Source organism: Paenibacillus medicaginis, from assembly GCF_042138635.1.
Lineage (GTDB): Bacteria > Bacillota > Bacilli > Paenibacillales > Paenibacillaceae > Paenibacillus > Paenibacillus medicaginis.
Genome location: NZ_JBHIRY010000001.1, coordinates 35,458 through 48,312, shown reverse-complemented (window position 1 = coordinate 48,312; position 12,855 = coordinate 35,458). Strand labels below are relative to the sequence as shown.

At 46.0% G+C, this 12,855-nt stretch carries 16 protein-coding genes; 12 read left to right on the top strand and 4 right to left on the bottom strand.

Annotated features, from left to right (window positions below; translation table 11 throughout):
• Window positions 1-3: 3 nt before the first annotated feature.
• Window positions 4-369, top strand: a complete 366-nt coding sequence (locus ACE5LO_RS00245; RefSeq protein WP_375518506.1) for an SDR family NAD(P)-dependent oxidoreductase — start codon at window positions 4-6, stop codon at window positions 367-369.
• A gap of 142 nt (window positions 370-511) precedes the next feature.
• Here the strand turns inward: ACE5LO_RS00245 and ACE5LO_RS00240 are convergent, their stop codons facing one another.
• Window positions 512-1,066: a DUF2249 domain-containing protein gene (locus tag ACE5LO_RS00240; protein WP_375518070.1), complete on the bottom strand. Its 555-nt coding sequence runs from the start codon at window positions 1,064-1,066 to the stop codon at window positions 512-514.
• Between the two features lie 59 nt (window positions 1,067-1,125).
• Window positions 1,126-1,359 carry a DUF2249 domain-containing protein gene (locus tag ACE5LO_RS00235; protein WP_375518069.1) on the bottom strand — a complete coding sequence of 78 codons (234 nt, stop codon included), beginning with the start codon at window positions 1,357-1,359 and terminating at the stop codon, window positions 1,126-1,128.
• A gap of 162 nt (window positions 1,360-1,521) precedes the next feature.
• On the opposite strand from ACE5LO_RS00235, the gene ACE5LO_RS00230 reads away from it, so the two are divergent.
• From ACE5LO_RS00230 to ACE5LO_RS00220, 3 genes are all read left to right on the top strand, one after another.
• Window positions 1,522-1,842 carry an iron-sulfur cluster biosynthesis family protein gene (locus ACE5LO_RS00230; protein ID WP_375518068.1) on the top strand — a complete coding sequence of 107 codons (321 nt, stop codon included), beginning with the start codon at window positions 1,522-1,524 and terminating at the stop codon, window positions 1,840-1,842.
• A 664-nt stretch (window positions 1,843-2,506) separates the two neighbouring features.
• Window positions 2,507-3,088, top strand: a complete 582-nt coding sequence (locus ACE5LO_RS00225) for a TetR/AcrR family transcriptional regulator (protein ID WP_375518067.1) — start codon at window positions 2,507-2,509, stop codon at window positions 3,086-3,088.
• A gap of 42 nt (window positions 3,089-3,130) precedes the next feature.
• On the top strand, window positions 3,131-3,835 hold the full coding sequence (locus ACE5LO_RS00220; protein WP_375518066.1) for an SDR family NAD(P)-dependent oxidoreductase: 705 nt from the start codon (window positions 3,131-3,133) through the stop codon (window positions 3,833-3,835).
• Window positions 3,836-4,162: 327 nt separating this feature from the next.
• Here the strand turns inward: ACE5LO_RS00220 and paiA are convergent, their stop codons facing one another.
• Together paiA and ACE5LO_RS00210 are read right to left on the bottom strand one after the other, a co-directional pair.
• A complete protein-coding gene (paiA, locus tag ACE5LO_RS00215) occupies window positions 4,163-4,681 on the bottom strand; it encodes a spermidine/spermine N(1)-acetyltransferase (protein WP_375518065.1) in 519 nt (172 codons plus the stop codon).
• Window positions 4,682-4,705: 24 nt separating this feature from the next.
• Window positions 4,706-5,158 carry a MarR family winged helix-turn-helix transcriptional regulator gene (locus ACE5LO_RS00210; protein ID WP_375518064.1) on the bottom strand — a complete coding sequence of 151 codons (453 nt, stop codon included), beginning with the start codon at window positions 5,156-5,158 and terminating at the stop codon, window positions 4,706-4,708.
• Between the two features lie 249 nt (window positions 5,159-5,407).
• Between ACE5LO_RS00210 and ACE5LO_RS00205 the strand changes: the two genes are divergently transcribed.
• The 8 genes from ACE5LO_RS00205 to ACE5LO_RS00170 all read left to right on the top strand — a co-directional run bounded on the left by ACE5LO_RS00205 (window position 5,408) and on the right by ACE5LO_RS00170 (window position 12,672).
• Complete coding sequence (locus ACE5LO_RS00205) at window positions 5,408-5,791, top strand: MerR family transcriptional regulator (RefSeq protein ID WP_375518063.1); 384 nt, start codon at window positions 5,408-5,410, stop codon at window positions 5,789-5,791.
• 511 nt (window positions 5,792-6,302) lie between these two features.
• Window positions 6,303-7,235, top strand: coding sequence for a tyrosine-type recombinase/integrase (locus ACE5LO_RS00200; protein ID WP_375518062.1), 933 nt, complete (start codon window positions 6,303-6,305; stop codon window positions 7,233-7,235).
• Between the two features lie 192 nt (window positions 7,236-7,427).
• On the top strand, window positions 7,428-8,096 hold the full coding sequence (locus ACE5LO_RS00195) for a GntR family transcriptional regulator (protein ID WP_375518061.1): 669 nt from the start codon (window positions 7,428-7,430) through the stop codon (window positions 8,094-8,096).
• Window positions 8,093-9,082 (top strand): DMT family transporter, encoded by a 990-nt coding sequence (locus tag ACE5LO_RS00190; RefSeq protein ID WP_375518060.1) that lies wholly within the window; start codon window positions 8,093-8,095, stop codon window positions 9,080-9,082. The genes ACE5LO_RS00195 and ACE5LO_RS00190 overlap by 4 nt, the downstream gene beginning before the upstream one ends.
• Before the next feature lie 91 nt (window positions 9,083-9,173).
• A complete protein-coding gene (locus ACE5LO_RS00185) occupies window positions 9,174-10,256 on the top strand; it encodes a DUF3900 domain-containing protein (protein WP_375518059.1) in 1,083 nt (360 codons plus the stop codon).
• 46 nt (window positions 10,257-10,302) lie between these two features.
• Window positions 10,303-10,929: a LysE family translocator gene (locus ACE5LO_RS00180; protein ID WP_375518058.1), complete on the top strand. Its 627-nt coding sequence runs from the start codon at window positions 10,303-10,305 to the stop codon at window positions 10,927-10,929.
• 136 nt (window positions 10,930-11,065) lie between these two features.
• A complete protein-coding gene (locus tag ACE5LO_RS00175; protein WP_375518057.1) occupies window positions 11,066-12,331 on the top strand; it encodes a WD40/YVTN/BNR-like repeat-containing protein in 1,266 nt (421 codons plus the stop codon).
• A gap of 149 nt (window positions 12,332-12,480) precedes the next feature.
• The gene (locus ACE5LO_RS00170; RefSeq protein ID WP_375518056.1) at window positions 12,481-12,672 is read left to right on the top strand and encodes a hypothetical protein; all 192 of its coding nucleotides are present in this window, start codon (window positions 12,481-12,483) and stop codon (window positions 12,670-12,672) included.
• The last annotated feature ends 183 nt before the right edge of the window (window positions 12,673-12,855 follow it).

Genomic DNA, 12,855 nt, shown 5'->3' with positions numbered 1-12,855 from the left:
GCTATTCTTATAAATAATGGGGGAGGATCAATACTGAATATTCTTTCCGCATTATCATGGTTCAGTATGGAGGGGAGTGAAGGCGCTTATTCGGCTGCAAAGGCGGCAGAGTGGGCAATGACGAACGAGTTGCGCTTAAAACTGTATCCTCAAAATGTAAGAGTAGCTGGCTTGCATGTGGGCTATATGGAGACAGACATGACGTCAAGCGTTGAAGCTCCCAAGTCCAATCCTGCGGAAATCGCAAAAATTGCTATTGATGGAATAGAGTCCGACAGCTTTGAAATTCTTGCTGATGAACCAAGCCGCAAGCTCCAAAGTGCTCTCGCCGGTGGTGTAGCTGCTATATACCCACAGCTTACAAGATGAGCAAAACTGTACTTATCACCGGAGCAGCGGGCGGGATTGGTAAAACGCTAAGCCGGTCACATCTGAAGGCTTAGCGTATGTTTTCGTTAAAATGTTGGCGGCACCCCGAATAGAAGAACAGCAATCCGTCCCTGATGCGCTTTTACCATTTCATAATTTTCACCTTTGCCGTGCCATCTGTCTCTTCTTCCACCGTATAGGAATAACCGAGGTTAGTGAGTTCCTCCATCAAGAACACCGGTACACGGTCATTATGAATCCAGATCTCATCCCCTGGACGGCTTCGTTCCAAGACGGACAGTGTTCTAACCATGGGTTGTGGGGGCTCCAGCCCCCGGTTATCCAGTTCAATGATATGCGGAATTGTCTCGGTATCCGATGATTCTTGTCTCGGAACCTTTTCTGTATCAATATTCATTGCCATGCTGTGGTCGGCTTCATCAAGCCATTGCCTGTTCTCTTTCCGCACAAGGGTGACCACCCAATGATCCTGCGCTTTTCTCTCTGTTTTACTTACAAAACCCTTCATCTTTAGAAGCGTGATCAATGGAGCGGGTTTGATCGTAGCGTGGAGAATAAACATGTCGTTTTTATCCAGTTTTTTGACCGCGTCCATAATGATCTGAAACGGATCGCTTTTATTGCGCAAATGCGCTCTTACATCCAGTTCTACGATGTTAAATTGTTCCTGTTTCATACCGTGTATCCCTCCGGTCGGCCTGGGGCTTTAACGAAATTTCACTTCTCACAGGCTTTTTAGACTTTGCCGATTTTGACCTGAAAAATGTCAGGCCCCTCTTCAATGTACTCCCATGTGAATTCATTGGGGTGCATCGCTTCAAACTGATAGCGGAGAGGGAGCGGATCGTGGTCGTTCACCAGCAGCATCGCTTTGGACGGCGGCAGGGCGGAAAAAGTATCAAAAATGACCTTGTGCTTGAATTTTGGCGGGTACTCTGTAGCGTTAATCATTGCGGCATATTGATTCATAGTTGATTCCTCCTGGTTTTTTGTAATTTCATTCACAACCTGATTATAAAATTTGCGGAGATTCACCCCTGTGATTAGACTCACTAAATGCAAACTCAAGGTCAGACGCAAAAAGGAAATCTGCTATAATACTCAGTAACTGAACCTAGGAGTGGGAATTGCATGCATATCGAAATGAATGATCTAACCAGAGATAAGCTAAAGGATAGCCTTGGAAACCGCCCTGGATGCTTTAAGCTTTTTATTGATACAGAGGACTGCGGTTGTAATGGTGTTATTGTTGTACTGATCGTTGGTGGGCCTAATAATACGGATATCACTTTTCAGACTGAGCCGTTTACGTTCCTCGTAGATCCCCAGCAAAAACCGCAGTTTGAAGAAAAGCTGCGTTTGCAAGCAGAAGAAAACTATCCGTCCTTCAAATTGTCCAGCGATTCTACGTTATACAGCAGCAATGTGCGATTAAGGAATATGCGCGCCTAGGCGATTTTAAAGTTCGCGATGTTTCCCGAGGCCTACGTTTGGATGATAGAGCAAATGAAAAAAAGGCTTTGAACGTTAGAGAGACCCGGTATGGAATGGTGTTGAACCACGGTGGCTGCAAGCAATCCACCTATCCAAAATAATACGTGTCGAATGCTTTGTGTCTAGAAAACAACCTAAATGGTTTACAGAGCAATTACCGTTAATGGATATGGCGCTATCTCGGGCTTGATGTCTCATTCACCAACCGCTATCCGCATGAATTTTCGGCCGCCCGCGCGCTGGCGGTTGAACCCCGATTCATTGTTCGTGACGAGCCGCTCTTGGCGCTTGACGTTTCATCCAGTCGCAAATTGTGAAGCTGCTCGAAGATCTTCAGCAACGGTTACCAAAGTCCATCCGGTTTTGGTGCTTTTTAATTGTTGTAGACGACTTCGGCCCACCAACCAACACATCTAAAAGGACACAAATGTACCAACATACTTTTAATACTTTTAGTGCATAATTTCGAGAATCATATGTTAAAGGGAAGTTTCTGATCTTTCGGGAACTTTCCTTTTCCATTCTGACATATTTTTATCAAATAACAAAAATCAAATTATGTTATTTGTATTTTGAATTTTATTGGAGTATACTTAATTTATCTTAATAAGGAGGTTAATTAATGGCAGATTCACTTCTAACAAAAGAAACCATTTTAGATGCGACGGAAGATGTTCTTCGTCGGTTTGGACCAGAGAAGACGAGTGTAGTTGATGTGGCGCGATCATTAAATGTCACACATGGAACCATTTATCGTCATTTTCCAAGTAAATCGGCTTTACGTCTTGCGGTTGTAAAACGCTGGTTTCATGTCATCACTGAACCTTTGGACAAGACATTCCAACTAGAATGCTCTGCCAGTGAGCGTTTACGTATATGGATGGATACTTTAATCCGGATCAAACATACCAAAGCACAACAAGACCCTGAGATGTTTGCCATCTATACTGAAATTGCTGAAGAATCAGATGATATTGCTAATGAATTTGTTAATCATATCATCAGTAGCATCACCAAAATTGTAGAAGCAGGGATAAGCAATCACGAGTTTAAAGAAGGAATAGCAGAAGATATTGCCCGTGGAATCTATCTGTCAACCATCCGATTTCATCACCCGCTTCACAGTCGAGAATGGCTAATACCAACCATTCAACAGGAATATGATGTCGTTTGGAATCTCATTATGTCTGGAATTTTGCAATAAGATTGCCCGTTATCAACAGTATGTAGAAAAAAAGGAGAATGAATGATGACAAAGACAGCATTAGTAACTGGTGCGAATAAAGGTATTGGATTTGAGATTGCGAAGCAGTTGTTAGAAGTGGGGTATCGTGTTTTAGTTGGGGCGCGTGATCAGAAGCGAGGAGAAACGGCAGTAACTGCCCTCCGAAAATTTGGTGATGCGAAGTTGGTGCTGTTGGACGTTGCCGACTTAGAGAGTATTGATAACGCAGTGATAACAATTAAGCAGAATTACCCAGAGTTGACGCTCTTGGTTAATAATGCGGGTATTCCAGGCGATATGCATAAACCTGGCTGGGAGTTTACGGTTGAAGAACTACAGGCAACCCATCAAGTTGACTTTATCGGTCCTTTTGCACTTTCTAAAGGCTTGCTACCATTATTGATCGCCAACAAGGGCACTATTGAAAATATCAGTATACCTATTGAGCCACTACCTTACTTCAATGCGTTTGCCTACCAAACAGCCAAGGCACCTTTGAATGTAATGACAAAATCTTGGGCAATGAGTTTTGCGCAGGAGAGCATACCTGTGGAGATTTTTGCAGTGATGCCAGGGGCGGTTTCGACGGATTTGAATGGGCATATTACGGGAGATTTTGTAAAAACACCTGCTCAGGCTGCGGAATTAATCGTAAGCTTTGTTTTGGATGATGAAAATCATAATGGACAAGTGATTAATTACGACGGCACTCTAGCAGAATACTGATTTTAATAATTACGAGTACAACATCTGATCTACTTCCACGTCTTTGAACGCCCTTTCTATACAAGAGGTGATTCGAACCCATCCGTTAATCCCTAATGACATTCCAGTTCATGGCATATCATTGAAAATGGCTATAAGCATTAACCATAAACAAAGAGAGTAAGCGAGAAAAAGAAGCAATCCCACCGGCCTTTGCAAAACGGTGGGATTGCTTCTTTTGCATGGATCATTGAACTATCGCATTCGCCCTATTGATGTAACGTTCTAAACTTATTATATCCTGATGCCGTATGTTCACCGTTAGCTGAATATCGTTTCGGGGAAATGTTATATGAGTGTTTTGGTCATTATAAAATCTATTTGTTCATCATCACCCATATAGAAAGAGTGGGCTCCTGTTTGCACAAACCCCATCTTCTTATAAAAAGCAATGGCATTTTCATTTTTTTTCCATACGCCCAGCCAGATTTTCTTTTTATTATGTTCCAGCGCAATTTCCGCAGCTTTATTTAGCAGATATTTGCCCAGCCCATGCTTTTGGAATTTGTTCTTTATGTAAATCCGCTCGATCTCAAGTGACTCATCACCCATGTTTTCGGATTGGGCATCATTCATATTTACCTTTAAATATCCTGCAAGTTGTTCATGGGAACAAATGAAAAAGAATTCCGAAGCGTTATTGGACAATTCCTTTTCCAACTGTTTAGAGTTAAACGCTCTTTCCAAATAGGCTCTCATATGATCAGGTGAATTCTGATCTTTAAATGTATCGTTGAATGTTTCTATACTTATTTCTTGGAGTAATTGTAAATCTTCATGGCTGCACTTTTTTATTGTTATGGTCATTAGAATAGGTCTCTCCTTTAATAATCAATACGTTCTCTTATTTCCTTTTTTTACAAATTCCCAATCTTTTTCTATGTTTTTTCTTACTCTTTGCAGAAGACTGAAAATGGTTTCTGCTTCACTTTCGGATAATCCCGCTAATGCGACACGATTTGAATGCTCATTTTCTCTTTTTATATAGGGAAACACATGTTTCCCTTTTTCTGTTGGAAAGAGCTTATTAATTTTTTTGTTATGTTCATCATCTTTCTTTTCGATAAAATCATTCATTTCAAGTTTTTTTATGGCCCGGGCTGCGGTTGTCCGGTCTACTTTAATCATTTCAGCCAACTTTTCCTGAATGATTCCGGGATGTTCACAGATTCGGACAAGATACAAGTACTGCCCTTTGGTAAGGTCATGTTCTTTAAATTCTATATTGCTTATAGAATCCAATGCCCTTGCGATCATTCCAATTTCCCTCAGAATTTCCCTCATAGCTAACCTCATTTACATATATTTTGTTGCAAATGCAATAAAAACGACATGCATTAACTTTATCCTAATTTTGTTGAGTTTGCAATAAAAACAAGGATAATAAGGCCAAATAAAATGAGCTATGTTTTTTTAGATGACGGATTGTGGAAGAATACATGATGATGCTGATTCCCGATTCCCTTGACCTGGTGTTGGCTCCAGGTTGTAAAATAGCTCTATAATTTCAGCAAAGAGGAGAGCGGTATTGGAATGAACAGTTATACAATGAAAGAGATGATGTACTTATGCGATACGACCGAAGATGCTCTGCGATATTATGAAAAAATCGGGCTGCTCACCCAGATCCAAAGAAAGAAAAACAGGCATCGTATCTACAACGATCAGGATAAAGAAATTATTTTAGTCATCAAATGCTTAAGGAAAACAGGAATGTCTCTTGAAGAAATTCGTCCTTTTCTGGGGCTTTACAGAGACAATAACATGGTGATGGATGAGGAAATGAGAGAGATGCTGCGTTGCTATCAGGAGAAGATCAAAAGGCAGCAAAGCGATTTGCAGAAAATTTGGGAGACGATCGAATACAAGCTGCAAAGCGGAGAGCCGCTATCGGTCATTCCAGCTTCCAAGAGATAATCCGAACATTACTTTTATGCTCCTGATCAGGTTGACCTGGTGTTCAGACAAGGTTGCAGGCAATACGATGATGTACCCGAAGGTTACGGAGGAAATGGGGAGAGAGCTTGTACAAGCAGCGCTCGGGCTGGGCATTAAGAGTCGCGGTTTGCGAATCGTGGCACAGGACTGAAAAGAGGACGCAGGAACACGGAAAGTCCATACAAGATAGCGGAATAAAGTAAAACAATGGCCAGAACGCGCACATCATCGTTCCGGCCATTGTTATTATGGTAATCAGCGCCGATTTTAAGGGAAAAACAACAATAAATAATTGCGTATAACATAAATTATACGCTGTTTTTGTTTATTTCGATTTTATTTGTTAAGGAAGATCACTTACCCGATAAAATCAGAGAGATTTAAAATACATAATTAAAATTATGTAAATTAAAAACTTGCATTATTATCCCGACTTCCTATACACTGTGTGGGTAGAAACAGTTTCCAATAGATGAAAGGGAGAAAAAAGTTGCCGAAATCAAAAACAGATCACTCCATCATCGAAGAAATCTATGAAGAAGAGCTGCAGGCCTTTCGAATTTGGATGAAGGATAGCGGCTTTACGGCCCATACGCAAAAAAATTATATAAGCGATGTGTACCAGTTCCTCCATTCCTTGAATGAAAAGCCTTTACAGCTGGTGAAAAAGATTCATGTCATGGCGTATCTGTCGCAAGCGAGAGAGAACGGCGCGGGAGACAGCACACGCAACCGGAAGCATGCTGCCGTCAACAGCTTCTTCAAAGCTTTGCAGGAATTCGAGCTAAGCACGAACAACCCGGCGGCTGGCATCAAGAAGGCCAAGACCGAAAAGAACAGATCGCCCGTCTATTTGGATGAAAACGACATTCAGCCGTTTCTATTATCTGTAACCGGGAAATATGCGAGCCGAAATCAGGCCATATTTTTGCTGATGGTGTATATGGGGCTGCGTGTCGGTGAAGTTCATGCGCTTAATGTAGGGGATTTTAATCCGGAACGCCGGGAGCTGAGCGTATTTGGCAAAGGACGCAAATGGCGGACCCTGCCAGTTCCGGCCGAGGTGGTCCGCGTGTTGCAGGAGGCGGTGAGTACCCGGCTTCAGCCCTGGCGCAGCAAGGAACAAGCCTTATTCGTCTCGCAAAAAGGCCGGCGGCTGGCCATTCGTTCCATTCAGCAGATCGCTTATGAAACGTTCGAGCAGTACCAGGTGAAAAAAGGAACTGTTCAGCGAACAGCTTTTTCGAGCCATAAGCTGCGGCATACGTTTGCCACGATGCTGCTGCGCAAAGGGGCTGACCTGAGAACGGTGCAAGAGCTGCTGGGTCACTCGTCGATTCAGACAACGACTATTTACACACATGTGACCAACCGGGAGAAAGAGACAGCAATGAATTTGTTGAATGTACACCTCCCCTCATAGTAGTTTCATAAATATTATTATGTAAACTAAAAATGTGATACAAGATGGACTGGAAAACAAACGATGAAGCGCCGCTACTCTGATAGGTATGCGGCGCTTTTTATAGTTCAACCTCACGTGGGAAGTCCTTGTTTCTTTCCAAATCAAGTTTTTCATCTTGTTCGAAAAATCAATATGCGATATATTGGTTTTATGGATAAATTACATATTGCCAAAGTGAATCGTATGTCGTTAAGAGATCAGGTGTATATGTTGTTAAAAGAAGCTATAGTCTCGCTTGAGCTTGCTCCGGAGGAGCGGATTCATGACGCCAAGCTGGCCGATTCCTTCGGCGTCAGTCGGACGCCTGTACGTGAAGCTTTGAAGCGGCTGGAGGATGAAGGGCTGATCCAGTCCTTTCCAGGATCGGTAACTAAAGTAGCGCCACTCCGTGAGGAGGATGCGACCCACGCTTTCGTCGTTGTGGCTTCCTTGTTCGGGCTTGCCGCCAGATTGGGCTGCAAGCATCTGGACCAGGAGCATCTTGAGCGTTTGAAGGCTGCCAATGAAAGGCTGCTCATGGCTTTGCAGCAGCAGGACGCTGCAGCCGCATTGGAGGAGGATACACGGTTTCACTCCATTTTTATTGAAGCGGCTGCCAATCCGGAGCTGCAGGATGCGCTGGACCGGATTCTCCCGAAAGTGCGCCGCATCTCGCTGGCAAAATTTTCATCCATTACCGGCTTTCACTCGGTGGAGGATCATAAAGAGATTATTTCAGCGGCCAGGGAGGGAAATGCACAAAAGGCCGGGGAACTGACGGAACAGAACTGGTTAACATTGGGGGCGCTGTTGGCCGGGCAGAAGGGGGGGAGCAAATGAAGCCGCTGTGGATCGGGATTTTAGCAGCCTTTTTCTTTGCGTTCACTTTTATTCTGAACCGGATTATGAATCTGGAAGGGGGCAGCTGGGCCTGGAGCGCTTCCTTGCGATATGAGATGATGCTTCCGCTGCTGCTTGGGCTCGTGGCCTTGCGCGGCGGGATTAAGCCCGTTCTTAGAGAAATCAGAAGCAATCCGTGGGCATGGATGCTGTGGAGCTTTATCGGCTTTGTGTTGTTCTATGCTCCTATTTGTTTTGCTTCCGTATATGGTCCTGGTTGGCTGGTCGCGGCCACATGGCAGCTTACCATCGTCATCGGCTTGATGATTGCCCCCGTACTTGAGGAAGGCTGGAGGAAGCAGGGACTGGTCGCCGCCTTCAAATCCTCTATCCCCGTTGCCGCTTTATACACATCTCTCATCATCTTATTGGGTATAGTTCTTGTTCAGGCGGGTCATACGGCAAATATAACCGGCCGTGAATTGCTGCTGGGAGTACTGCTGATTATCGTCGCCTGTGCCGCATACCCTGCAGGGAACCGAAGGCTGATGCAAATCAGCGGCGGACGGCTTGATGCTCCCCAGCGTGTGCTGGCCATGACGTTGTGCAGCCTGCCGTTCTGGCTGCTGCTGTCCCTGTATGCATGGATTACGTCCGGACCTCCAAGTGCAGGCCAGCTGTATAACTCGTTGCTTGTTGCCGTTTTCTCCGGTGTGGCGGCCACGGTGCTGTTTTTTCAGGCAACCCAAATGGTCCGCAGCAGCCCGCAGCGGCTGGCCGGAGTGGAAGCGACGCAATCGCTGGAGGTCGTTTTTGCCTTGATCGCAGAAGTTATAGTGCTGTCTGCGCCTTTGCCCGCAATGACAGGCTGGGTCGGTCTGATCCTCGTCGTCGGGGGTATGATCATTCACTCCTTCGCCACACTTCCTAAAGCGGCCAGGAAGACAGGATCCGTCCGCACGGAATCGGCAGGACCATCGAATTAAGCCCAAGGCTCCTTCTTGAACGCTGTTCCTTTTTCCCGCCAGGTGATATAATTACGCGGTACATGCCTGAAAAAGGAGCTTAATTGATGCTATGAACTTTACAGTTGAATTTCTATCTTTTTTTGTCATCCAGGTTGACGGCAAGGATGGACAGGGCGGCAAAACATACAAGCATTACGCCACGATGGACGATTATGATTACGAAGAGAGCGATGTCAAGAAATTTCTTGACGGAGAATTCGCGCGGATCAGCAAACGCAAGGTGGAGAAAAATCCGAGCACAGAGCAGGCTCCGACCAAAATCGGTCGCTTTATCGTAGAGCTGGAGCATGATTTGAGCAGCAACCCCAACTTTAACATGTTTGCCCGTCTGCGTGCGGCAAGGGACAAGGAAGATTTTAAAAATGCCTGCGATGATCTGGTCCGTATGTACCTTGATACAAGCGCTGTACGGGGTGGTGCGCTGATTGTCGTGCAGGCCATCATGAACACCCATTCAGATGATCCGTTTATTTTCGTGTTGAAATGCGACTTTGAACCGAAAATTGCGCGCATTTCCGAGAGCAGCCTCATCAGCGAGGTGGAAATGGCCATTTCCGCCCGCAACATGAAATCTATTATGTATCCTTATATGATCGAAGAAGGCATGGTAGATGAGTGGGAGCTCAAGATTCACCAATCCTCCCATGCACGCTATTTTGAGGATTTCCTGAAATTTGTGACCTATGAGCAGTCCATGCCAGAGATTGTGAATGAGCATGTCATGAGCTTTGTACAGGACTACGTCGAGACCAAGTGGCCGGATGCGGAGAGCGAGGCGAGACAGCAAGAAGAACGTGACCTGGAGCTGTGGGCGTCCAGCGAGAAGCGTGATTTGCAGGAAAAATGGGAGCCTGTTCAGGTTGTCGAGGCGGCCCAGCGTATCGTGGAACTCAAGCCGGAGATTGAAATCCGCTTCAAGCTTGACGATACGACCGTGCGTGGTCTGCTGTCCGACTTCGGCGGCAAGCTGCATATTGCAAAGCTGCATGATCGGTATGCACTCATTATTGAAGGGGACTCCTTTACGTTTGACAAAGGCTTTTCGCCAGTCGAGCTGCTACAGCCGGAGTCGTTTGCGGAAGTGGCTGAGCGGCTGCTGCAGAAGAGAGAAGAGGAAGCGGAGATTATGTGAAAAGCTGATTGGCCCGTACACCATATTTTTTAAAGGAGGAAACCCGTTGTTCTCATTATCTGCCATGATGCTCTTTATCGGCGCGTCGGTATTATTGATTTTGGTTCCGGGTCCTGACCTGATTTTCACGGTTACACAGGGCATAACGAACGGACGCAAGGCAGGGGTCATGACGGCCATTGGCCTCAGTCTTGGCAATACTGTACATACGCTGGCAGCGGCATTGGGTTTATCGATTATTGTACAGACCTCGGCCACCGTGTTTACTGTATTTAAAGTAGCTGGGGCATGTTATCTCTTTTATCTGGCCTATCAATCCTTTATTCACCGCAAGGACCGGAGTGTTTTGGCGGGTGCTTCCAAACAGCAGGGCTTCAGGCTCCTGTTCAAAGGGATGACCATGAATGTTCTGAATCCGAAGGTTGCCATTTTCTTTCTTGCTTTTCTGCCCCAGTTTGTCAATTACAGTTATGGATATGTACCTCTGCAGATGATTGTGCTCGGCGTTGTGTTTATGGTGCTTACCGCCATCATCTTCGGGTTGCTCGGGTATTTTGCCGGCGTATTTAACCGCAGACTGCTGCATAGCGATCGATTTAACGAATGGCTTGCCTGTGGGGCATCTGCTATTTTTGTGCTTCTTGGGATTAAACTGATCACTACGAAAGCATAACAGTCAATCCGGGCAGTGTCCTACAAGAAGTCCGGCGGATGAGATTGCGTGCTTGTTATGATATAATAGTAGATTCAGAAACACCAATCTTGTGTTTGCAGTTTTAAAACCGGCGGCAACTGGAGGGACTAATGAAATGAAAATGCGTTGGTGCAGGCCGCTTGCCGGGCTCCTGCTGACCAGCATGATGCTGATTTCCTGCACGTCAGAGCCGGCTGAAGAAAAGGACAAGCCAGCGATGACGGATGCACAGGATATTGAAGATGGACAGATGATTACTGTCGTACCGGCTGTGCCGGCCAAGACAGGGGAAGATACGACCAAATATCAAATTCAAACGAGATTGACGGATTTTCATTTGTTTGACAGCACCAGCGGGATTGCCTGGGGCGTGACACGCAATGCACTGCGCATCTACTATACCCATGACCAGGGAGAAACGTGGACGAACATCTCTCCATCCGAGAATATTCCTTTTCCCGGAGAGCTGGAATACGGCAAGGAGATTTGGTTTACGGACGCAAACCATGGATGGATCGTACGCCAAACCTGGGACCGGACTTCAACGATTGTACTGCGGACGAATAACGGAGGGACCACCTGGAATCTCACCGCATTGCCAAGCGGTGGAACCGTAAGCGCCCTGTTTTTTTCGAACCCGTCTACCGGCTGGATTATGGCGTCTGGCTTCGCCAACGAAACCAGGGAACAGAAGATTTTGTATCACACGAAGGACAGCGGCGCAACCTGGGCCATGTATATGCAGAATTCTGGCGATTTGGCCGAAGACAGCCGTCTTCCCGTGCTGCCTCTGACCGGCAAGGTAACCGGAATTCGCTTCAGGCAAAACGGTGAAGGGATGGTTACCTTGAATTTTGAAGGATCACCGGCCCTGTATGTGACAAAGGATGAAGGAAAGACCTGGTCCTCCTCCTCTGATCTGGACACGCCTGCGGCGTGCAGTGCAGATGCCGGCAGCAAGCCGCAGTTTGCGGATGCGATCGATCTTTCCGGCTGGCTGCCGCTAAAATGCTCTACATCCGGGAAAACACAATACAGCGGCTACTTCACATCGGATAGTGGCTTGAACTGGGACTTTTCCTTCATGCCTTTGGCTGTGCCCGAGCATCCGGAGGGCGCAGCCGTCCCAACCTTTCTGAACCGAAGGGAAGGCTGGATTCTGCTGAATGGGGCGGTTCATTATACGGCGGATGGAGGCCGTACCTGGACGCGCTTTGCGCCCAACAGGATTTTGTCGGACATGCTGGCCAAGTATCCTGAGCTGGTAAAAATCAGATTTGCCTCATCCCGAGTGGGTTGGCTATTGATTGAAAAAGCGGAGGACCGTAAATCGCTGCTGATGCAGACGACAGACGGCGGCCGTACCTGGAGAGTTTTATAGCAGACACGAGGACAAGCAGCGGTGATTGCCGTCTGCTTGTTTTTCAATTTGTAGTGCTTCAATTTTTGTTTTATATGTGAAAATAATCACAATATTATCGAGCTCCTGTTGTTATAATGGGTACATAAAGAACTTGAGGAGTGATCCCCTTGAAAGCTAATCCGAATGTCGAGCCGAACATGACCGCATATCTGCTTCAATTCTGCTACACCTGTATCGATGCAAGTGAATGTACGACTGAAGATGATTGCAGACGCTGTGCTGAGCATTATGCAGAGCAAAACCGGATGGAGGCAGAAAGCGATGAAACCCAATGGTATCTGCGGCAGGTTCACGCTTAAGGTGCTACAGCATGAGCTGCATGGCCCCATTTCAAATACAAATTTGGCTGAAGCCTCCCGAACGCTGTTTCGGAGAGGCTTTTGCTGTTGCTGGTAAAAGTCGGGGCCAGGCGTGGTCAAGTATTTGCCGCTCGGGCATATACATGGGGAGAAGGAAGAACAGCTCTCTACTTCGTAAAGGGG